The following is a 20,262-nucleotide window of genomic DNA, read 5'->3' on the forward strand; positions in this document are numbered from 1 at the left end:
TTAATCCGCATTAGAAACTGCGAGGAGGGTACCGGTGGGCGAGCAGGTCGTGGGGTCCGGTCCGGTGCTGCTCGACGTCGACGACCGCGGCGTCGCGCGCCTGCGGCTCAACCGCCCGGAGGCCTCGAACGGGCTCGACGTGCCGCTGCTGCGCGCCTTCCACGACGCTGTGATGGCCTGCCACGCGCGCCCCGGCCTGCGCGTCCTCGTGATCACCGGCGAGGGGAGGCACTTCTGCGCGGGCGGGGACGTGAAGACGTTCGCGAGCAAGGGGACCGGCCTGCCCGACTACCTGCGCGAGGCCACCTCGCGGCTGCAGATGGTGGTGCAGGCGCTGCTCGCGCTGCCCGCGCCCGTGGTCGCGTCGGTGCACGGGTTCGCGGCGGGCGGCGGCGGGTTCGGGCTCGTGTGCGCGGCGGACCTCGTCGTCGCCGCCGAGTCGGCGCGCTTCCTCGGTGGCGCGACACGCGTGGGCATGGCGCCCGACGCCGGCGCGACCGTGACGCTCCCGGCGCTCGTGGGGCTGCGCAAGGCCATGGAGATCGCGCTGACCAACCCCGTGCTGTCCGCCGCCGAGGCGCTCGAGGCCGGGGTCCTCACCGCCGTCGTCCCCGACGACGAGCTGGCCGCACGCACCGAGGAGCTCGTCGAGCGCCTCGCCGCCGGCGCCCCGCAGGCCCTGGCCGCGACCAAGCGGCTGCTGTGGTCCGGGCTCGGCGCGCGCGTCGAGGCCCAGCTGCCCGAGGAGGCGCGCACCGTCTCCGAGCTCTCCGGTACCGCCGACGCGCGCGAGGGGCTGGACGCGGTGATCGAGCGGCGGGCGCCGCGCTTCACCGGGGAGTAGACAGGCCCCGGCGCACCACGTGCTGGGTGGTCGCGACGACGTCCTCGACCGGCCCGCGCTCCGGGTTCCACCACTCGGGCGCCCAGTTCAGCGCGCCGAGCACGAGCATGCGTGCGGCTCGGGCGTCGACGTCGGCGGTCAGCTCCCCGGCGGCGACGGCGTCCTCGACGAGCCCGCGCCACACGTCGGCGTACGCGTGCTGGCCCACCAGCTGACGCTCGCGGATGTCGGCGGGCAGCTGCGCGGCGTTGCGGATGGCCGCGAGCGAGAACTCGGAGCGGCGCAGCACGACCTCGAGGTGCGCGGCGATCGCCCGGTCGATGCGGTCGAGCGCCGACGCGTCGGCGGGCATCGCCGCGAGGGACGCGACGACGTGCTCGAGGGTCGCCTGCTGCCCGACGGTGACGACCTCGGCGAGCAGCTCCTCACGCGAGGACCAGTAGTAGTAGACCGCCGGCGCCTGCACCGCGGCGACCTCGGCGACGTCGACGAGCCGCGTGCCCGCCCAGCCCTTGCGGGAGAGCACCTGCGCGGCCGCGGCGAGGATGCGCTCGCGGGTGCGGGCGGACTTCCGCTCCCGGGGCACGGCGTGATCCTAGGGGTCCCGCGACTCCCGGATCGTCTCCTGCGCGGGGCCCCGGTCGGCGTCGCGCCAGCGGTGCTGCGACGGGTCGAGCAGCGCGCGCATCCAGTCCTCCGGCGCCCAGACGATCGACTCGAGCTCGAGTGCGTCGAGGTAGCGCACGGTCCCGGTGCGCAGGTCCTCGAGACGCAGGCGCGTGCTGTTGCCGCGGTCGTCGACGGACACCGCCACCGTCGCGAACTCGTTGGCGACGACGTCCATCAGATGAGGAACGACATCGTCGGCAACGACCGGTCGGAGTCGACCAGCACGACGGTCTTCGCGGCCATCCGCAGATCAGCTCCGCCGTTCTCCGCAGGGACCCGTCGCAGGTGGTGGGTGACCCGCCCCACCCACCACGTCCGCCCGCGGTCGCGCGACTCGAGGATCTGGACGACCGAGGTGACGACGGTGTCGTCGCCCTCCACGCCGAGCACTTCGACGTTCGTCACCGACCGGCACAGCCGCGACGGCGGGCGCTGCGAGTGCCGCCGCCCGGTCTGCAGCTGCTTGATGCGTGTCGCGATGCGGCCGCGGTTGTCGAAGACGATCGACATGTGGGTGCGGGGATCGGCGTCCGGGTCCACGGGCACGTGGTAGACGGCGTCGTCGGTCCAGAGCGCCTCCCACTCCTCGAGCGCGAACGCGTCGGCGAGACGTGCCTCGCGGTAGAGGAACTGCTCGGCCTCGCGGAGCTCGACCGTCATGTCATGAGCTCCAGGTAGTGCCGCCACATCGCCCGCATCGACGTCTCGTCGGTCGCGGTGCCGACCGTGTAGCCCTCGTCGTCGAGGCGCTCGCGGTGCAGGCCGCGGGTCAGGTCGAGCCACTCCGGCTGGAGCTGGGCGACGCCGCGCTGGTTGCGCTCGTACATCTCGGCGTCGTCGGCCAGCAGCATCCCGGCGGGCCCGACCGAGCCGACGCACTGCGTGACGAGGCGGCGGTTGAGGTCGGGCGCGCCCTTGAACTGGATCGCGGTGACGTGCTGGACGGTGCGGTCGACGGCGAGGGGCTGGATCGCGAAGAGCTGGATCTCGGCGACGAAGAGGTTCGGGAAGATCATGACGTGCGGTGAGCCGTTGATCATGATCTCGTCGGCGGTGTCCGTGCCGTACGCGTCGCGCATGGACGCGACGTAGCCGGGGATCTTCGCCTCGGGCGTGCCGGCCCAGCCCATCGGCACGCCGAGGCGGCGGAACTCGGGGCTCAGGTCGTTCTCGGTGTGCCCGCCGCCGAGGGCGCGCGTGACGGCCGTCGACTTGTCGCTGTAGAGCGCGCCGATGCCGCTGCCCGAGATCGAGAAGATCGAGGAGTGGACGAACTGCGGGTGGTAGCCGTCGGTCTCGTTCTCGACGAGCATCTTCCAGTTCGCGGTGACCTCGTGGCGCACCCAGCCCGCCGTCAGCTCCACCTCGCCCTCCGGGGAGACCCGGCACAGGCGGTCGAGGCGCTCGGCGGCCGCGCCCAGGTGCTCGCGCAGCGTCGGGCCCTCGGCGGCCAGGCTCGCGAACACGAAGCCGCGGTAGCTCTCGACGCGCGGGACGACGCCGAGCCCCGGGAGCTCCGCGCGGGCGCGCGACCCGCCGTAGCCCTGGTTGAACGGGAAGCCCAGCAGGTCGCCCGTGTTCGCGAACGTCCACCCGTGGTACGGGCAGCGGAACGAGCCGGCGTTGCCCCGCTCGGCGTCGCAGACCAGGTTCCCGCGGTGGCTGCAGCGGTTGTGCAGGACGTGGATGTCGCCGGCCTTGTCGCGCGTCATGACGACCTGCTGCGGGCCGATCGTCTTGCGCACGTAGTCGTTGGGTTCCGGCACCTCGCTCGCGTGCCCGACGTAGACCCACGTCGTGTACCAGATGCGTTCGAGCTCGCGGGCGTAGATCGCCGGGTCGGTGTAGACCGAGCCGTGGACGCGGTCGGGGAGGACCAGCGAGCGGAGGCCGGCTTCCGTGGTGGTCATGGCTTCCCTCTCACCTAGGACACCATGTCTGGACACAGTGTCCAGGTTCAGGGCGCGTCGCGGTAGAGGGTGTTCCAGACGATCGCGGTGAACGCCTCGACGGCGTCGTCGGCGGCCGCGTCGTCGGCGCCGCGCAACATGCGGTCGAACCCGCGCTCGGCCATCGACGTCAGCATCTGTGCGGTCGGCCCGGGCGGGACGTCCCGGCGCACGGTGCCCGCGGCCTGCCCGGCGACGATGTGGGCGGTGATCTCGGCGACGTAGCGTCCCGTGAGCTCGCGGAAGACCTCGCGGACGGCGGGGTCGTGGCTCGACGAGTCGATCACCGCCCGCATGAGCTCCGCCCGCGGGCGGTAGGTGGCGACGATCGTCGCGGCGCGTGACCGCAGCTCCGGGCGCGTGGCCGGCGGGTCGTGACCCCACCAGCCCCGGCCGGCCTCGAGCAGCTGGTCGACGACGTCGGCGGTGAGCTCGGAGAGCAACCGGCCCTTGTCGGCGAAGTGCACGTAGAACGTTGAGCGCGAGACCCCGGCGCGGGCGGCGAGGCGCTCGACGCTGACCTCGGTGAACGACTCACCCTCGGCGAGCAGGGCCTCGAGGGCGTCGAGGAGCTTCGCGAGGTTCTCCTGGCGTCGCCGGCCGCGCGAGCCGTGCGCCCGACGCGTCACCGAGGCCACGGGCGGCACCGTACTTCTTGTCCTCGAATCTGTTTCTCGTTAGATTCTAACGCATGTTAGAGACAGGCGTGGTGGTCCCCGAGTGCGACGCGGCGGTGCTGGACCGCGCGTTCGCCGTGCGCTGGTACGAGGGCTGGATCCGGGCGTGGAACGAGAACCGCCCCGAGCTCTGCCGCGAGCTGCTGACCGACGACTTCGTCCTCGACAGCCCGACCACGCGCCACACCGGCTGGGCGGTGCAGGGGCCGGCGGCCGCGGAGGGCTACATCGCCTACGTGCTCGGCGCCTATCCCGACCTGCAGTGGGAGGTCACCGCGCCGCCGCTGTACGCCGACGACCGGGCGCGGGCGGCGTTCCACTGGCGGGGCACGGGCCACTTCTCCGGCCGCCTCGACCCGCCCGGCATCGAGGGCACCGGGCGACCGTTCTCCTTCGCGGGGCTCGAGGTCTTCGACTTCCGCGGCGACCGCGCGTGCTACCTCAACGCGACCTACGACCTGCTCGGGCTGATGAAGCAGATCGGCGTCCACCGGGGCGGGCGGTCATGAGCCTGCGCGCGCTGCTGGACGCGCGGTGCGCCGCCGCGCCGGACGCGATCGCCGTCGAGCCCGCCGGGCGTCCCGGCGAGGGGACGACGTGGACGGCGCTGCGCGAGCAGGCGCGCGCCGTCGCCGCCGCCCTGGTCCGCGACGGCGTGGCCCCCGGCGAGCGGGTCGTGCTCGTCGCGCGCAACGACGTGTCGTACTTCCCGATCCTGTTCGGCGGCGGGCTGGCCGCCGCGGTGCTGACGCCGCTCAACTGGCGGCTCGCCACCGACGAGCTGATCTCGATGATCGACGACTCCGGGACGACGGTCGTGCTGGTCGACGAGCCCGTCGCGGCCGCGCTCGCGGACGTCCTGTCGGGGCGGCGGGTCGTCGTCCTCGGCGACGTCCCGGTGGACGGCGACGCCTCCTGGCGGTCGTTCACGGACTGGGTGGGCCCCGCGCAGGACCCGGAGCGCCCGGTGGCGCCGGAGGACGTCGCCTTCCAGCTCTACACGTCGGGCACCACCGGCCGGCCCAAGGGCGCGATGTTCGCGAACGGCACCAACCTCGCCGTGCTGGTCGACGAGATCGCGACCGCGTGGGGCTTCCGCGACGGCGACGTCAGCCTCGTCGCCATGCCGCTGTTCCACATGGGCGGGCTCGCGTGGGCGCTGGCCGGGATGGCGCGCGGCGCCCGGGCGGTGGTCGTCGCCGACTTCGTCCCGGCCGCGGTGCTCGACGCGATCGAGGCGCACGGCGTGACGACGGCGTTCTGCGTCCCGACGATGCTGGCGGCCCTCTGCGCGGTGCCCGGCGTCGACTCCCGCCCGCTCGGCCTGCGGCAGATGATCTACTCCGGGTCGCCGATCGGCGAGGACGCCCTGAAGCGCGCGATGGTGGCGCTGCGCTGCGACTTCGTGCAGATCTACGGGCTGACCGAGGCCACGGGCGCGTTCGCGCAGCTCTCCGCCGCGGAGCACCGGGAGGGCGGGGCGGCGCTGACGTCCGCGGGGCGTCCGTATCCGTGGGTGGAGGTGGCCATCGTCGATCCGGAGACCGGCGACGAGGTGCCCGACGGCGCGATCGGTGAGATCCGGACGCGCTCGGTGCAGAACATGGTCGGCTACTGGCGGCGCCCCGAGGAGACGGCCGCGGCGCTGAACCCGGCCGGCTGGTTGCGCACCGGCGACCTGGGCCGCCTCGACGACACCGGGCGCATCCACCTCGTCGACCGCGCCGGCGACCGCATCGTCACCGGCGGGGAGAACGTCTACCCCGCCGAGGTCGAGCGGGTGCTCGCGCAGCACGCGGACGTCGCCGAGGTCGCGGTGATCGGCGTGCCCGACGAGCGGTGGGGCGAGGCGGTGAAGGCCGTGATCGTCCCGGCCGGGGCGGCGCCGGACCCCGCCGACGTCCTCGCGTTCGCCCGCGCCCGGCTCGCCGGTTTCCAGAGCCCGAAGTCGGTCGACGTCGTCGACACCCTGCCGCGCACCGCCACCGGCAAGGTCATCAAGCCGACCCTGCGGGAGCCATACTGGCGCGGACATGACAGGCGCATCCACTGAGGTCGGGCGAGGCAAGGGCGATCTGACGCGCCGCCGGATCCTCGACGCGGCCGCGGCCGAGATCGCCCGGCACGGGCCCGCGGGTGCCAGCCTCGGCGCGATCGCGGCGGCGGCGGAGCTGCAGACCGGCAGCATCTACTTCCACTTCGCATCCAAGCAGCGGCTCGTCGAGGCGGTGCTCGAGGAGGGCATCAGCGCCTCGCTGCGGCGGCTCGACGAGATGGCGGTGCCCACGGGGACACCGGCGCAGAGGCTGCGGGCCGGCGTCCACGCCCACCTGCGCGCGCTCGCGGAACTGTCGGACTACGCGGCGGTGGTGCTCGCCCCGCAGTTCGCCGCACGCCAGCCGCCGGGGTTCCGCGCGCTGCGCCGCGAGTACCTGCGGCGTTGGACGGAGCTGATCGCCGACGCCCAGGCCGACGGCACGCTGGCCGCCGGGCCGGAGCCGGGCGAGGTGCGCGATCTCCTGATCGGTGCCCTCAACGCGGCTGGGCTCGCCGGGCAGGACCCGGCGCGCACCGCCGACGCCGTGTTCGCGCTGCTGCGCCTGCCGCCCTGCTAGCTTTCCCCGAGGCCGTGCGGACCGAGGAGGTGAGACCCGTGAGCGATGCGACATGGGTGCTCCCCTGCGGGGTCACGGTCGGGCGATAGGTCGTCCGGGAGCGCCGTCCCCGCGCACTCCCGAAAGGCACGACCATGCGATTCACCGCCGAACGGCGCCTCGACGACGGCGTCCTCGAGCGCGAGTTCACCCTGGACGACATCCCCGGATACCTCTGGACGTCCGATGCCGCGCCGGCGCCCCTGATCCTGCTCGGCCACCCCGGCGGGCTGCCCACCATGTACCCGCGGCTGGCCGCCCGAGCCCGGCACACCGTGGCGGCGGGTTTCGCCGCGGCCACCCTCGAGCTCCCCGGCTGTGGCAAGCGGCCCCGGTCCACCGTCGCCGACGAGGCCCGCGCCGACCTGCGCCGCGCGGTGCGGGCCGGCGGCCCCGTCGCCGACGAGATCGTCGACCGGCTCGTGCTCCCGCCCATCGAGGAGGCGGTCCCCGAGGTGCGGGCCGCGCTCGACGCCCTCCTCGAGGTGCCCGGGATCGGCGGCCCGGTGGGGTACGCGGGCGGGGTGACCGCCCTCGGCCTGCGGCTCGCGGTGGTCGAGCCGCGCCTCGCAGCGCTGCTGCTGTTCGCCGGGAGCTACGTCCCCCGCGCCGTCGTCGAGGAGGCCCGGCGGGTCACCGTCCCGGTGCTCGTGCTGCTGCAGTGGGACGACGTGGACAACGACCGGCAGCGGGCCCTGGACGTCTTCGACGCGCTCGGCTCCGCGGAGAAGACGCTCCACGCCAACACCGGCGGGCACACCGGCGTCCCGGCGTTCGAGGGCGACGACGCGAACCGGTTCTTCGCCCGCCACCTGCTGCGCTAACGCCCGCGGAACTCCGGGCGCCGGCGCTCCACGAACGCCGTGATCCCCTCGCGCGCGTCGGCGGTCGCGCCGGTCGCGGTCATGCGCCGGGTCTCCTCGGTGAGCTGCCGGCTCAGGTCGGCGTCCTGGCTCGCGAGCAGCAGGCGCTTCATGTGGCCGAACGCCTGCGTGGGCCCGGCGGCGAGGGTCGTCGCGAGCTCCCGGGCCCGCGCCGCCAGGTCCGCGGCCGGCACGACCTCGGTGATCAGCCCGGCCTCGAGCGCCTCGGGTCCGGTCAGCACGCGGTTGAGCAGGAACATCTCCTGGGCGCGCCGCATCCCGACCAGGCGGGGCAGGTACCAGGTGTTCGCCCCGTCCGAGGCCAGCCCGATCGCGCCGTAGCCGACGGCGAACTTGCTGTCGTCGGCCGCGACGACGATGTCGCTGACGTGCGCGAGCCCCAACCCCCCACCGGCGAGCGCGCCGTGCACCGCGCACACCACGGGCGCGTCGAGTGTGGCGAGCCGGTCGAGGGTGACGTGGTAGCGGTCGATGATCCCCCGCAGGCGCGCCGGGATGTCGTCCGCGTGGCGGGTGAAGTACGCGAGGTCGCCGCCGACCGACAGGCTGCGGCCCGTGCCGCGGAGCAGGACCGCGCGGACCCCCGGGTCGTGCGCGGCGCGGAAGGTGGCCTCGTCGAGGTCCTCGACCATCGTGGGGTCGATCGCGTTGCCGGCCTCCGGGCGGTCGAGCTCGATCGTCGCGACGCCGTCGGCGACGTCGTAGCGCACGACGCGCAGCTCCCGCTGCCCGGCGGGCACGGACCGCGTGGCGCCGGCCCACCGGGCGCTGTCGGTGTACTGGCGCAGCGAGGCGATGCGGCCGTCACCGGTGAACGTCAGGACGTGGGCGAACGCCGCGTCGAGCTCGCGTCCGCCCTCGCGCGCGGAGCCGGTGTAGCGGCCGAGGACGAGGAGCCCGCCGTCGGCGAGCGCCAGGAACTCGGCGGGTTCGGCACGGGCGCGGTAGTGCCGCCCGATCGCCCACCAGAAGTCGCGGATCATCGCCTCGGCGCCGTCGTGGGTGCCGCCGAGGTCGAACGGGAGGCCCTCGGTGGCCTCGCCCGCGAAGGCCGGGTCGAGCAGGGTGTCGAGGATCGCGCGGTCGCCCGTGGCCAGCGCGTCGTAGAGCAGCCGGGCCGTCTTCTCGTGCGACTCCATGCGGGGCCTCCTCATTCTTCTAATATGGATTAGAACACGCTGTGGGAGAGGAGTCACCGTGTCGGACGCACCGGTGCTGACCCGGCTCGACGGGGACGTCGGGCACGTCGTGCTGAACCGCCCGCAGGCGCGCAACGCGATCACGGTGGGGCTGGCCGACGGGCTCCACGACGCGCTGGTCGAGCTGTCCGCGCGGGCCCGCGTGATCGTCGTCCGCGGGGCCGGCGGGCACTTCTGCGCGGGCGGTGACGTCGACGAGGTGACCCGGCTGGGCGCACAGGGCGACCTGCGTCGCCTGTTCGAGGCCTTCCACCGCGCCTGCTCGGTGGTGGCGACGCTGCCGGTGCCGGTCGTCGCGGCCGTCGAGGGCTCGGCGACCGCGGGGGGCTTCGAGTTCGTCCAGGCCGCCGACGTCGTGGTGGTGCGCGACGACGCGCTGCTCGCCGACAACCACGCGCGTCTCGGCCAGGTCCCCGCCGGCGGCGGCTCGCAGCGCCTGCCGCGGCTGCTCGGGGCGCAGCGCGCGCTGACCCACATCCTGCTCGGCGAGCGGCTCTCGGGCATTGAGGCCGTGGCGCTCGGGCTGGCCTGGCGCAGCGCGCCCGCCGACGGGTTCGAGGCGCTGCTCGACGACGTCGTCGCGCGGCTGCTGCGTGCCGACCCGGGCGCCGCGGCGCGGACGAAACGGCTGGTGCACGAGGGTCTGCGGGCGCCGCTCTCCGACGGGCTGGCACGCGAGACCGAGGTGGTGCTGGAGCACCTGGCCGACCCCGCGGTGAGCGAGCGTCTGGCCCGGTTCCGCGCGCGGTAGAGCACGGCGCCCCGGAGATCACGCGCGATTGTCGTGTACGCGCCGTGGTCGACCGGTCACGCATCTGTGGGTGGTCCGGGTCACGACCGCCACATATTCTTCTCGCGACTAAAAAACGGGGGACCGACGCCAGGAGTGGTGTGCGATGGGTGCCAGTCTCGAGGAGCGGCGCGACGCGCTGCGGCAGCGGTTCTCGGCGTGGACGCCGATGACGCTGCACGAGCGGCTCGCGCGGTGCGCCGAGGAGTTCGGCGACCGCCCGATGGTGATCACCGACGACCGCACGGTCACCTACGCCGACGTCGCCGCGTGGACCGAGCGCCTCGCCGACGGCCTCGTCGCGCTGGGCGTGCGGCCGGGTGACCGGGTCGGGCTGGTGATGGCCAACTACGTCGAGTTCGTGCCGCTGAAGTTCGCGATCTCGCGGGCCGGCGCCGTCGCGATCCCCTTCAACTACCTCTACCGCACCGACGAGCTGCGCTACGTCCTCGAGCAGTCGCAGGCGAACCTGCTGATCACCATGACGGGGTTCGCCGGGCTCGACCACCTCGGGATGCTCGACGAGATCGCGCCCGGCTGGGATGTGGGGGAGCAGACGGCGCTGCCGGAGCTGCGGGGCGTCGTGACGCTGTCCACCGACGGCCGGTCACGCGAGGGCGTGGGGTCGGTGGAGGACCTGGAGCAGCTCGGGCGCGAGCACCCGGGCGGGAGCGCAGGCCGCGGAGCGGCCCCGGACGACGTCGCCGACATCCTCTACACGTCCGGCACCACCGGCTCGCCGAAGGGCGTGCTCATCACCCACGACGCGAGCCAGCGCACGGGCTACGCGTCGGCGCTGACCCGGGCGTTCGAGGACGGGCGGCGCATCCTGTTCTCGCTGCCCTGCTACCACATGTTCGGCTACGTCGAGGGCCTCATGGCGGCGATGATGGTCGGCGGCGCGATCATCCCGCAGACCGCGTTCGACCCCGGCCGCTACCTCGAGGGCATCGAGCGCCACCGCGCCACCGACATCCTCTGCGTGCCGACGATGACCGTCGCGATCCTCGAGCACCCCGACCTCGCCGCCCGTGACCTGTCGAGCCTGCGCGCCATCCTCTCCGGCGCCGCGCCCGCGCCGGTGTGGCTGTGGGAGAAGGTGCGCGACACCCTGGGCGTCGACGAGATCGTCACCGGCTACGGCATGACCGAGCAGGGCGGGGCGATGACGCTGTCGCTGCCCGAGGACCCGTTCGAGCGCCTCTCGGGGACGGTCGGCCGGGTCAAGCTGGCCGGCGCGGCCGGGCTGTCGAAGAACGGTGACCTCACCGAGTACCGCACGATCGACGTCATGACCGGCGAGCCGCTGCCCGCCGGCGAGGAGGGCGAGCTCGCCGCCCGCGGCCCGACGAACATGCTCGGCTTCTGGGGCAAGCCCGCCGAGACCGCGCTGGCGCTCGACGACGAGGGCTGGGTGCGCTCGGGTGACCTCGGCTACCTCACCGAGGACCGCTACGTCGTGCTCACCGGGCGCAGCAAGGAGCTCTACAAGTCCGGCGGCGAGCTCGTCATGCCCAAGGAGGTCGAGGAGGTCCTCTCGCGCCACCCGGGGGTGAGCCAGGCCTTCGCGGTCGGGGTCGCCGACGAGCGCTGGGGCGAGATCGGCGTCGCGTGCGTCGTCGCCAAGCCCGGGTTCGAGGTGACGGCCGACGACCTCGTCGCGCTGTGCAAGGAGCAGCTCGCGCGGTTCAAGGTGCCGCGCCGGGTGGTGTTCCTCGAGGCCACGGACCTGCCCACCACCCCGACCGGCAAGGTGCAGAAGTTCCGGCTGGCGCGGATGGTCGCCGACGGTCAGCCGGCTCCGGCCTAGCCCCCGCCGAGGGTCGGCCCATGCCGCGGTATGTGGGGGTGGGTGCGGGGCGCAGGGCCCTAGCGTGAGGTTGTCCGGCGTCGGCCGGAGCATGATCGCTGTGGCTGCTCCGTACACCACCTGACTGACAGGTGGTCGATGGAGCACCGGGAGCGATCACCGCTGCGCCCGGTCTCGTCCGGGGCGCGCCTCCATGATCGTGGCGGCTTTCCTGACGTCCAACGTCAGCGTGGCCGCCAGGCTGAGACACCCCCGTGCCTCAGCAGGCGCCGCACGGCGCGACCGCTAGCGGATCGCCGCCACCGGGAACCGCGCCGCGATCTCGTCGACGACGAGCGCCGCGGTCTCGGCGCACGCCGTCGTGCCGCCGTTCGCGTACTGCTTGACCGCGTCGCCGACGTTCCAGAGGTTCGCGATCGGCGTCGTGTGCGGCAGGTCGTGGCCGGCGACGGCGCGCTGCGGCGGCCAGGCGTCGCGCCACACGGTCGTCGAGAGCACGCGGGCGCCGTCGAACCCGGGGATCTGCTCGCGGAGGTCGCCGTAGAGCAGCTCGAGCTCCTTCTCCTCGTCGAGCGCCCCGGTCGCGGGCTCCGGCACCGAGGTGCCGTTGTAGAGGTGCCAGCCCTCCGGGGCCATCTCGGGGCACGTCGCGGTGAAGTTGGCGACGTAGCACATCCGCCGAGTGGTGGCGAAGCTCAGCAGCCCCGGCGCCTCGACGAGCGGTTCCGGGCTCGCGAAGTTGACGACGAGCATCGCGCACGGCGTGGTGTCGACGTCGGCGACGTACGCGGCGGGGAGGCGGTCACGCCCGACGAGGTCGGCGGTGGCGGCCGGGCCGGCGTCGCTGATGGCGACCCGGCAGGACACGGCCACGGACCGGTCGCCGCGGCGCACCGTGGCACCGCTGACCGTCCCGTCCGGGCCGAGGTCCAGCGACGTCACCTCGCTGTCGAGCCACACCTCGCCGCCGTGTCCCTCGACGGCGTCGGCGAGCGCGCGCCACACCCCGATCGTCCCCTCGGGGCAGAAGCCGAACTTCTTGAACGCGCTGCGCCGGGTGAAGTAGGTCAGGAACACCGCCGCCGGCAGGTCCTCCGACGACACCGCGAAGATCGACGCGCACATGTTGCGGAAGATCCCGTGGACCTTCTCGTTGCCGGTGTAGCGCCGCACCCAGTCGGCGGTCGAGAGCTCGCCGTCGGGCAGGCCGTCGTCGGTCCGCGCGGCGCCGAGACCGTCGAGCAGCTTCGCGCCCTGCCGGGTGAGCTTGGAGAGCAGGAACCCCCACCCGCCGCCGGTGACGTCGACGTCCTTGCCGCCGATCCGGTAGAGGATCGGGGGCTTCGCCGGGCGCACGTCGAAGCGCGCGCCGACCTCGGCGAACGTCTGCTCGGTGATCCCGCCGGTCTCGATGACGATCGCGCCGTCGTTGACGGTGAAGCCGTCGATCACCTCGCTCGACGCGCGGCCGCCGACGCGGTCGAGGCGCTCGACCACGAGCGTCCGGTACCCGCGGTGGGCCAGCCGGGCGGCGGTGAACAGCCCGCCCGCGCCGGCACCGATGACGAGGACGTCGACGTCGTGCTGCTCCATGGCTCCGGATCGTTGCCCACGTCCGGCATTTTTTCTAGTCTGGATTCAAGAACGGGAGGCGCCATGCACATCGGGATGGGGCTCTTCTTCCAGGGCCTGGAGGACGGGCGCGACGACCACGACGTGGTGCGCGGCGGGCTCGCGCTGGCCGACCAGGCCGAGCCGCGGGGCTTCGGGTCGATCTGGACCGCGGAGCACCACTTCACGCGCTACCACATGATGCCGAACCCGGCCCAGCTCCTGACCTATCTCGCGGGCCGCACGACGCACGCCCGGCTGGGCACGATGGTCATGGTGCTGCCGTGGCACGACCCGGTCCGGGTGGCCGAGGAGATCGCCTGGCTCGACTCGGTGTCGGGCGGGCGCGTGGTGCTCGGGCTCGGCCGCGGGCTCGGGTCGATCGAGTTCGACGGGTTCCGCCTCGAGATGGGGGAGTCGCGGCAGCGGTTCGTGGAGTACGCGACGGCGATCTCCGCGGCGTTCGAGTCCGGGGCGATCTCCTCCGACGGCGAGCTCTACCGCCAACCGCGCGCCGAGCTGCACCCGCCCGCGTTCACCACCTTCCGCGGGCGCACGTACGCGTCGGCGGTGTCGCCGGAGTCGGCACGGATCATGGCGACGCTGGGCTACGGGCTGATGCTGATCGCGCAGAAGCCGTGGGAGGTCACCGTCCGGGAGACCGCGGAGTACCGGGAGCTGTTCCGGGAGATCCACGACGTCGACCCGCCCCCGCCGGTGCTGGTCAACTTCACCACCGTCGACCCGGACCCGGTGCGCGCCCGGGAGCTGCACGACGAGTACGCCATGGCCTACGCGCGCTCGACGATCGACCACTACGAGTTCACGGACGCCCGCCTGGAACACGTGCCCGGCTACGAGTACTACGCCGGGCTGCGTCGCAACATCGCCAAGCACGGGCTGCCGGCGTTCAACCGGTTCCTCGCCGACCTGCAGATGGGCGGCACCCCCGACGAGCTCGTCGAGCAGACCGTCGAGCGGGTCCGCGCCCTCGACGCCGGCGGCGTCGTGAACCTGTTCGCCTTCGGCGGCATGCCCCAGGGGGTCGCCCAGCGTGCGCTCGAGGTCTACGCCGACGAGGTCCTGCCGAAGCTGGCCGCGATCGACCCGCACCGCGACATCGGCGGGGCTCAGAGCGCGTAGCCGCCGTCGACGTCGACGGTCTGGCCCGTGATCCACCCGGCGCGCTCGGAGACGAGGAACGCGACGACCTCGGCGACGTCCTCGACCGACCCGAAGCGGCGCAGCGCCAGGTTGCGCCGCGCGGTGTCGAGCAGCTCGTCGGTGTAGTCGCCGCGCGCCACGAGCTCGCGCCACATGCCCTCGCCCTCGATGAGCCCGACGCCGACGCAGTTGGCGCGCACGCCGTAGCGGCCCTCCTCGGCGGCGATCCCGCGGACGGTCGCGGCCACCGAGGCCTTCGGCGCCGAGGAGAGCGCGTCCTTCTTCGCGTACCGCTCGATCGCCGGCGTCACGAGCGCGACGATGCTCCCGCGCGTCTCGCGCAGCACCGCCATGGCGGGGTGCAGCAGGTTGTAGGCCGCCACGGTGTCGCCGAGGATCTGCGCGCGGTACCGCTCCGGGGTGATCGACGAGAGGTACCGCATCGGGATGTGCGGGCCCGCCGCGTAGACCACGGCCGCCGGGGGCTCCGGCGTCGCCGTGCGCACGACCTCGGCCGTCGCGGCCGCGTCCTCGAGGTCGAGGGCGACGGTCACCGCCCGGCGGCCGGCGTCGGTGACGTCGCGCGCCGCGGCGGCCGCCGCCTCGGGACGGGAGCGGTAGGTCAGCGCCACGTCCCACCCGTCGGCGGCCAGCCGACGGCACACCGCCCGGCCGATGCCACCGGAACCGCCCGCCACCAGCGCCCAGGCCACAGGGGCGAGCGTAGATCGTTCAGACCGGCAGGGCCGTCGCGCCGTGCGGGCGGCGGGCGACGAAGTGCTCGTCGGTGGCGGGATCGGTGCCGTCGAGGTGGTTCCAGCCGCTGACGAACACGCCCTGCTCGGTGAGCACCCGCACGGCGACCGCCTGCGCGACGCTCGGGCGGACCCGGGGTGCCGCGCCGCGCGGGGCCAGGGGCATCGACCACGCGACACGGCCCGCCCGGCGGCACAGGAGCGACCACCCGTCCCGCGACGGCGGCACCTCGCGGAACAGTTCGTAGCTGACACCGTCGCCCGCCGACGGCGGGCGTGCGGGTGCGGGGTCGGTGATGCCGGTGAGGTCGCGGAGCCCGATGACGTCCAGATCGCGATTGGTGATCACTGCGCGTCCCTCCCCGGCTGGGTCTCCGCCTGTCGTCCGCCCCCGGCGATACACACCAGCCATGTATCGAATCGATCGAAACGTTATCCTTGCCACACCCCCGCGAGCAACACGGTCCGTGTCAGTCACCCCGGATGGACCAGGTTCCTCAGGAACACTCATCACCCTCCTGGCCCAGCGACGGTGGCCGCCCGTGAGAGCGAGGGCGGCGCCGCCTGGTCCGTCACTCCGCGCCGCAATACGACACGTTTGTGTATCGGTGCGGTGGGGCCACCTACATGGCATGCCCGTGGCCGAGCACGATCCCGCGCGCCCCCCGGCGGCGCCGCCCGCGCGACCGGTGGCGTCCGGTGACGGGGCCGCCCACGTGGGTGGCCGGCCCCGCAACGCCGAGATCGACCGCCTCGTCCTCGAGGTCACCCTGCGCCACCTGCGCAGCGAGGGGCTCCCCGGGCTGTCGGTCGCCGCGGTGGCCGAGGAGGCCGGCACGACGCGGGCCGCGGTGTACCGGCGGTGGGCCGGGCGGATCGAGCTCGCCGTCGCCGCGCTGTCCACGATCGACCCGGGCACGGACGGCGACGGCCCGAGGCCCTCCGGCGACGCGTTCGCCGACCTCGTCGCCGAGCTCGCCCGGTTCCGGCGCTTCGTCGTCGACCACGACGCCACCGCCCTCGTCGCGACGGCGTTCGTCGAGGGCGCCGACCCCCGCGTGCGCGACCAGATCCGCCACCGCCTGGTCGACCCGTGCCGCGCGCGCCTGCGGGCCTGCCTGCGCGCCGGGATCGAGGCGGGCGACCTGCGGGCCCACGCCGACCACACGACCGCGGAGGACCTGCTCACCGGCTCGTGGCTCGCCCACGCCGCCCGCGGCGAGACCCTCGCGGAGGACTGGGCGGCGCGCACCGCGGCGATGGTGTGGGCGGGGTGCGGCGGCGTGCCGGGCGAGCAGCGGGGACGCAGCGCCCCGGCCGGCTGACCGCGTCCTCAGCGCGCGTCCGCGGGCGGACCGAACCACCTCTCCAGCCGCGCGACGAGCGCCTCCTGCCCGTCGCCGACCCAGGCGACGTGCCCGTCCGGGCGCAGGAGCACGGCGGGGTCGTCGATCCCGGCTCCGGGATCGGCGAGGTGGTCGACGCGGTCCTCCCACCCCGTCACGGTCAGCGCACCGGAGCGGTCGACGAGCAGGCCGCGGGCGGCGCGCTGGTGCTCGTAGAGCCGGCCGTCGGTCAGCGGCACGTCCCGCAGGCGCCGGCCGACGAGCGGGTGCTCGTCGTCGAGGTCGTAGCGGATGCCGATCGCGGTGATCTTCTCGGTGAGCAGCCTGCTGACCCCCTCGACGCCCATGAGCTCGGCGAGCAGCCGGCGCACCGCCTGCGGCCCCGGCTCGGTGGACATGAGCTGCATCTGCGCGCGCGTGTTGTCGAGGACGGCGGCCGCGACCGGGTGGCGTTCGGCCTCGTAGGTGTCCAGGAGCCGGCGGGCGCCCACCCGGCGACCTCGGCGGCGAGCTTCCACCCGAGGTTCGCCGCGTCCTGGATGCCGAGGTTGAGGCCCTGCCCGCCGACCGGCGGGTGGATGTGCGCGGCGTCGCCGGCGAGCAGCACGCGGCCGACGCGGTAGCGCTCGGCCTGCCGGGTGGCGTCGCCGAAGCGGGAGAGCCAGCGGGGGGAGTGCACGCCGAAGTCGGTGCCGCCGACGGCGCGCAGGCGCTCCCGGAACTCCCCCATCGTCGGGGCCTCGCCGCGCTCCCCGGCGACCTCGGCGGCCGGCACGACGGCGCGGTACACGCCGTCGGTGCCCGACGGCCCGAGGCCGAACCGCGTCTGGGTGCGCCGGACCTCGGTGACGACCGCGGTGATCTCCTCCGGCGACGCGCTCGCCTCCATCTCGCCGATCAGCGTGTCCTGACGTGACGGCTCGCCGGGGAAGCCGACCCCGAGCAGCTTGCGCACGGTGCTGCGCCCGCCGTCGGCACCGACGACGTACCGCGCGCGCAGGGTCGTGCCGTCGGCGAGCAGGACCGCGACCGCCCGGTCGTCCTGCTCCAGGCCCACCACCTCCGTGCCCCGGTGGACGTCGGCGCCGAGCTCGACGGCGTGCTCGGCGAGCAGACGGTCCGTCCGGGTCTGCGGGATGCCGAGGACGTAGCCGTGGGCGGTGTCCAGATCCGTCGGCGGCGGCCCGGGGATGGCGGCGAAGAACCCGCCCAGCGGGTGCCGCTGCCCCTCGGCGAGGAAGCGCTCGAGCAGCCCGCGCTGGTCCATCAGCTCGATGCTGCGCACGTGCAGCCCGAGCGACCGCACGAACGGCGCGGGCTCCGTCTCCCGCTCCAGGACGACGACGCCGACCGCCTGGAGCCGCAGCTCGGCGGCCAGCATCATGCCGGTGGGGCCGCCCCCGACCACGACGACATCGATCTCGGGCATCACGGCGCGTGATTCTGCGGAGACCCCCGGGTCTTGCCGCAAGTCCCCCGGCGCGCGATAGCTTGGAGGCGGCGGGGGACGCTCCCTACACGTCCACGGAAGCGGCCTCGGGATCGGCCGCGGCGCCCCGGACGGGCAGGTCCGCGAAGAACGCCGGCGGCTCGGACCACGGGTCCGCGGGCGTGCCGGCCTCCGCGGCGCGGATCGCGCGCCACACCCGGTCGGGCGTGAGCGGCATGTCCACGTGGCGCACGCCGAGCGGGGCGAGCGCGTCCACCACGGCGTTCTGCACCGCGGGCGTCGACCCGATCGTCGCGGCCTCGCCGATGCCCTTGGCGCCCAGCGGGTTGTAGGGCGTCGGCGTCTCGGTGGACGACGCCTCGTAGCTCGGCACCTCGGCCGCGGTCGGCAGCAGGTAGGCCGCGAACGTCCCGGACGTCGGGTTGCCGTCGGCGTCGTAGGAGAAGCCCTCCCAGAGCGCCTGCGAGATGCCCTGCGCGAGCCCGCCGTGCTGCTGCCCGGCGACGAGCGTCGGGTTGAGCACGGTGCCGCAGTCGTCGACGGCGACGTGACGGACGGGCGTGACCCGGCCGGTGTCGAGGTCGACCTCGACGACCGACACGTGCGCGCCGAACGGGTAGGTGGCGCCGGGCTGCTGCTCGTCGCGGACCTCGGTGAGCGACACCCCCTGCTCGTCGGCGGCGGCGGCGATCTCGCTCCACGTGAGCGCGCGGTCGGGGACGCCGGCGACACCGAGGCCGTCCTCGGCGGCGGTGATGTCGTCGGCGTCCGCCTCGAGTGCCGAGGCCACGACCTCCCGGGCCCGGGCGAGCACGGCGTCGGCGGCGACGAGCACGCTGGAGCCCGCGAGCTGCAGCGACCGCGACCCGCCCGTCCCGCCGCCGCGGGGCACCGCCGCGGTGTCGGACTGCACGAAGCGCACCTGCTCCATCGGGACGCCGAGACGATCGGCGACGATCATCGCGAAGGACGTCGCGTGGCCCTGCCCGTGCGCGGAGGTGCCGACGGAGACGGTCGCGCCGCCGTCCGCGTCGAGGCTCACCGAGCCGTACTCGCCCCCGCCGCCCCCGGCGGTGACCTCGACGTACACGGCGAGCCCGATCCCCAGCGCGACACGGTCGCCGCGCGCGCGGCGCTCGGCCTGCTCGCGGCGCAGCGCGTCGTACCCGGACGCGCGCAGTGCCGCGTCGAGGGCGCGCTCGTAGTCGCCGGAGTCGTAGAGCGAGCCCGTGCGCGTGGTCAGCGGGAACTCCTCGGGCTGCAGGAAGTTCCGGCGCCGCAGCTCGGCCGGGTCGATCCCCAGCTCGTGGGCGGCCATGTCGACCAGCCGCTCGACCATCGCGGCGGCCTCCGGACGGCCGGCGCCGCGGAACGCGCCCATCGGCGTCGTCGTGGTCAGCGCGGCGGCGCCGTCGTAGGCGATCTCGGGGATGCGGTAGACGCCCTGCGCCATGTTCCGCGTCGGCCCGAGGGTCAGCGCGCCGCCGAAGCCCGCGTAGGCCCCGGAGTCACCGACCACCCGGGCGCGCAGGCCGACGATCGTGCCGTCGCGGCGCAGCCCGAGCTCGCCGTACTGCACCTGCCCGCGCCCGTGCGGCATCGCCGTGAGGTTCTCCGAGCGGGTCTCGGTCCAGGTCACCGCCCGGCCGAGCTGACGCGCTGCCTCGACGACCACCGCGTGCTCGGGCGCCAGCCCGGCCTTGCCGCCGAACCCGCCGCCGACGTGCGGGGCGACGACGCGCACCCGCTCGGTGTCCCAGCCCCACTGGGCGGCGACCTGCCCGCGCAGCCCGTGCGGCATCTGCGTGGAGACGTGCACGGTCATGTCGTAGGCCTCGTCCGCGCCGCCCGGCGTGGCCGTCACCGCGTTGCCCTCCATGGGCGCGACGGCGAGGCGCTGGTTGACGATCCGCGCGCGCACCACGACGTCGGCGTCGTCGAGGGGGTGCACGTCGTCGGGGTCGCGGAACCCGGCGGCGAGGTTGCTCCCGAGCTCCTCGAACTGCAGCGGGGCGCCGTCGGCCAGCGCCGCCTCGGGGTCGACCACCGGCTCGAGCGGGTCGTAGTCGACCTCGACGAGCTCGGCGGCGTCGACGGCCTCCGCGCGGGTCGTCGCGATCACCGCGGCCACCATGTCGCCGACGAAGCGCACCTTGCCGCGCGCGAGCAGCGGCCGCGCACAGGCGTCGTTGAGCACCATGAACGGGCGGTGGTCGGGGATCGCGGTCATGTCCTCGCCGGTGAGGACCGCGACGACGCCGGGCGCCCCGCGGGCCTTCGCGACGTCGACCGCGTCGAGGCGCGCGTGCGCGAGCGGCGAGCGGACGAAGACGCAGTGCAGCGCCCCCGGCGGCACGATGTTGTCGACGTAGGTGGCGTGACCGCGGATGAGCTCCGGGTCCTCGACGCGGCGGACGGCCGTTCCCATGATCGAACCAGGCACGTTCTCGACGCTAGGCC

Annotated in this window: 19 protein-coding genes and 1 pseudogene; 9 read left to right on the top strand and 11 right to left on the bottom strand. The window is 74.3% G+C overall.

Annotated elements, in window-relative coordinates:
* The first annotated feature begins 34 nt into the window (after positions 1–34).
* On the top strand, positions 35–844 hold the full coding sequence (locus tag WCD41_RS01415) for an enoyl-CoA hydratase/isomerase family protein (protein WP_337711586.1): 810 nt from the start codon (positions 35–37) through the stop codon (positions 842–844).
* Here the strand turns inward: WCD41_RS01415 and WCD41_RS01420 are convergent.
* From WCD41_RS01420 to WCD41_RS01440, 5 genes are read right to left on the bottom strand one after another with little or no spacing between them, the layout of a single operon-like run.
* Positions 831–1,430, bottom strand: a complete 600-nt coding sequence (locus WCD41_RS01420; RefSeq protein WP_337711587.1) for a TetR/AcrR family transcriptional regulator — start codon at positions 1,428–1,430, stop codon at positions 831–833. The genes WCD41_RS01415 and WCD41_RS01420 overlap by 14 nt on opposite strands.
* Positions 1,431–1,439: 9 nt before the next feature.
* Positions 1,440–1,688 carry a hypothetical protein gene (locus tag WCD41_RS01425; protein ID WP_337711588.1) on the bottom strand — a complete coding sequence of 83 codons (249 nt, stop codon included), beginning with the start codon at positions 1,686–1,688 and terminating at the stop codon, positions 1,440–1,442.
* Entirely contained in the window at positions 1,688–2,173 is a 486-nt protein-coding gene (locus WCD41_RS01430; protein WP_337711589.1) for an aromatic-ring-hydroxylating dioxygenase subunit beta, read from the bottom strand. Before WCD41_RS01430 ends, WCD41_RS01425 begins: the two co-directional genes overlap by 1 nt.
* Positions 2,170–3,423: an aromatic ring-hydroxylating oxygenase subunit alpha gene (locus WCD41_RS01435; RefSeq protein ID WP_337711590.1), complete on the bottom strand. Its 1,254-nt coding sequence runs from the start codon at positions 3,421–3,423 to the stop codon at positions 2,170–2,172. Before WCD41_RS01435 ends, WCD41_RS01430 begins: the two co-directional genes overlap by 4 nt.
* A 47-nt stretch (positions 3,424–3,470) precedes the next feature.
* Complete coding sequence (locus WCD41_RS01440; RefSeq protein WP_337711591.1) at positions 3,471–4,100, bottom strand: TetR/AcrR family transcriptional regulator; 630 nt, start codon at positions 4,098–4,100, stop codon at positions 3,471–3,473.
* A 53-nt stretch (positions 4,101–4,153) separates the two neighbouring features.
* On the opposite strand from WCD41_RS01440, the gene WCD41_RS01445 reads away from it, so the two are divergent.
* The 4 genes from WCD41_RS01445 (at position 4,154) to WCD41_RS01460 (ending at position 7,617) form a co-directional block, all read left to right on the top strand.
* Entirely contained in the window at positions 4,154–4,648 is a 495-nt protein-coding gene (locus WCD41_RS01445) for an ester cyclase (RefSeq protein WP_337711592.1), read from the top strand.
* Complete coding sequence (locus WCD41_RS01450) at positions 4,645–6,192, top strand: AMP-binding protein (RefSeq protein ID WP_337711593.1); 1,548 nt, start codon at positions 4,645–4,647, stop codon at positions 6,190–6,192. Before WCD41_RS01445 ends, WCD41_RS01450 begins: the two co-directional genes overlap by 4 nt.
* Complete coding sequence (locus tag WCD41_RS01455; protein WP_337711594.1) at positions 6,173–6,754, top strand: TetR family transcriptional regulator; 582 nt, start codon at positions 6,173–6,175, stop codon at positions 6,752–6,754. The genes WCD41_RS01450 and WCD41_RS01455 overlap by 20 nt, the downstream gene beginning before the upstream one ends.
* Positions 6,755–6,888: 134 nt before the next feature.
* Positions 6,889–7,617: a dienelactone hydrolase family protein gene (locus WCD41_RS01460; RefSeq protein ID WP_337711595.1), complete on the top strand. Its 729-nt coding sequence runs from the start codon at positions 6,889–6,891 to the stop codon at positions 7,615–7,617.
* Here WCD41_RS01460 and WCD41_RS01465 read toward each other — a convergent pair.
* Entirely contained in the window at positions 7,614–8,816 is a 1,203-nt protein-coding gene (locus WCD41_RS01465; protein ID WP_337711596.1) for an enoyl-CoA hydratase-related protein, read from the bottom strand. The genes WCD41_RS01460 and WCD41_RS01465 overlap by 4 nt on opposite strands.
* Before the next feature lie 58 nt (positions 8,817–8,874).
* Between WCD41_RS01465 and WCD41_RS01470 the strand changes: the two genes are divergently transcribed.
* Positions 8,875–9,627, top strand: a complete 753-nt coding sequence (locus tag WCD41_RS01470) for an enoyl-CoA hydratase/isomerase family protein (RefSeq protein ID WP_337711597.1) — start codon at positions 8,875–8,877, stop codon at positions 9,625–9,627.
* A gap of 145 nt (positions 9,628–9,772) precedes the next feature.
* Positions 9,773–11,476, top strand: coding sequence for a class I adenylate-forming enzyme family protein (locus WCD41_RS01475; RefSeq protein ID WP_337711598.1), 1,704 nt, complete (start codon positions 9,773–9,775; stop codon positions 11,474–11,476).
* Positions 11,477–11,761: 285 nt separating this feature from the next.
* Here the strand turns inward: WCD41_RS01475 and WCD41_RS01480 are convergent, their stop codons facing one another.
* On the bottom strand, positions 11,762–13,069 hold the full coding sequence (locus WCD41_RS01480; RefSeq protein WP_337711599.1) for a phytoene desaturase family protein: 1,308 nt from the start codon (positions 13,067–13,069) through the stop codon (positions 11,762–11,764).
* Positions 13,070–13,132: 63 nt separating this feature from the next.
* Here WCD41_RS01480 and WCD41_RS01485 point away from each other — a divergent pair, with 63 nt between their 5' ends.
* The gene (locus WCD41_RS01485) at positions 13,133–14,230 is read left to right on the top strand and encodes an LLM class flavin-dependent oxidoreductase (protein ID WP_337711600.1); all 1,098 of its coding nucleotides are present in this window, start codon (positions 13,133–13,135) and stop codon (positions 14,228–14,230) included.
* Here the strand turns inward: WCD41_RS01485 and WCD41_RS01490 are convergent.
* Positions 14,218–14,964, bottom strand: a complete 747-nt coding sequence (locus tag WCD41_RS01490) for an SDR family NAD(P)-dependent oxidoreductase (protein WP_337711601.1) — start codon at positions 14,962–14,964, stop codon at positions 14,218–14,220. The two genes, WCD41_RS01485 and WCD41_RS01490, sit on opposite strands and share 13 nt — an antisense overlap.
* A gap of 19 nt (positions 14,965–14,983) precedes the next feature.
* Complete coding sequence (locus WCD41_RS01495; RefSeq protein ID WP_337711602.1) at positions 14,984–15,355, bottom strand: hypothetical protein; 372 nt, start codon at positions 15,353–15,355, stop codon at positions 14,984–14,986.
* Between the two features lie 283 nt (positions 15,356–15,638).
* Here WCD41_RS01495 and WCD41_RS01500 point away from each other — a divergent pair, with 283 nt between their 5' ends.
* Complete coding sequence (locus tag WCD41_RS01500) at positions 15,639–16,331, top strand: TetR/AcrR family transcriptional regulator (protein WP_337711603.1); 693 nt, start codon at positions 15,639–15,641, stop codon at positions 16,329–16,331.
* Between the two features lie 8 nt (positions 16,332–16,339).
* Here the strand turns inward: WCD41_RS01500 and rox are convergent.
* Both rox and WCD41_RS01510 read right to left on the bottom strand, forming a co-directional pair.
* Positions 16,340–17,781 (bottom strand): annotated as a pseudogene (rox, locus tag WCD41_RS01505) (rifampin monooxygenase).
* 85 nt (positions 17,782–17,866) lie between these two features.
* Entirely contained in the window at positions 17,867–20,245 is a 2,379-nt protein-coding gene (locus WCD41_RS01510; RefSeq protein ID WP_337711604.1) for a xanthine dehydrogenase family protein molybdopterin-binding subunit, read from the bottom strand.
* Between the last annotated feature and the right edge of the window lie 17 nt (positions 20,246–20,262).

This window comes from Actinomycetospora aeridis (assembly GCF_037400275.1).
Classification (GTDB): Bacteria; Actinomycetota; Actinomycetes; order Mycobacteriales; family Pseudonocardiaceae; genus Actinomycetospora; species Actinomycetospora aeridis.

Bases quoted from the DNA above. Each gene is read 5' to 3' on its own strand.
- WCD41_RS01500 (WP_337711603.1), top strand. From the start codon at position 15,639: ATGCCCGTGGCCGAGCACGATCCCGCGCGCCCCCCGGCGGCGCCGCCC.
- WCD41_RS01445 (WP_337711592.1), top strand. From the start codon at position 4,154: ATGTTAGAGACAGGCGTGGTGGTCCCCGAGTGCGACGCGGCGGTGCTG.
- WCD41_RS01475 (WP_337711598.1), top strand. From the start codon at position 9,773: ATGGGTGCCAGTCTCGAGGAGCGGCGCGACGCGCTGCGGCAGCGGTTC.
- WCD41_RS01465 (WP_337711596.1), bottom strand. From the start codon at position 8,816: ATGGAGTCGCACGAGAAGACGGCCCGGCTGCTCTACGACGCGCTGGCC.
- WCD41_RS01450 (WP_337711593.1), top strand. From the start codon at position 4,645: ATGAGCCTGCGCGCGCTGCTGGACGCGCGGTGCGCCGCCGCGCCGGAC.
- WCD41_RS01460 (WP_337711595.1), top strand. From the start codon at position 6,889: ATGCGATTCACCGCCGAACGGCGCCTCGACGACGGCGTCCTCGAGCGC.
- WCD41_RS01485 (WP_337711600.1), top strand. From the start codon at position 13,133: ATGCACATCGGGATGGGGCTCTTCTTCCAGGGCCTGGAGGACGGGCGC.
- WCD41_RS01455 (WP_337711594.1), top strand. From the start codon at position 6,173: ATGACAGGCGCATCCACTGAGGTCGGGCGAGGCAAGGGCGATCTGACG.
- WCD41_RS01480 (WP_337711599.1), bottom strand. From the start codon at position 13,069: ATGGAGCAGCACGACGTCGACGTCCTCGTCATCGGTGCCGGCGCGGGC.
- WCD41_RS01425 (WP_337711588.1), bottom strand. From the start codon at position 1,688: ATGGACGTCGTCGCCAACGAGTTCGCGACGGTGGCGGTGTCCGTCGAC.
- WCD41_RS01430 (WP_337711589.1), bottom strand. From the start codon at position 2,173: ATGACGGTCGAGCTCCGCGAGGCCGAGCAGTTCCTCTACCGCGAGGCA.
- WCD41_RS01435 (WP_337711590.1), bottom strand. From the start codon at position 3,423: ATGACCACCACGGAAGCCGGCCTCCGCTCGCTGGTCCTCCCCGACCGC.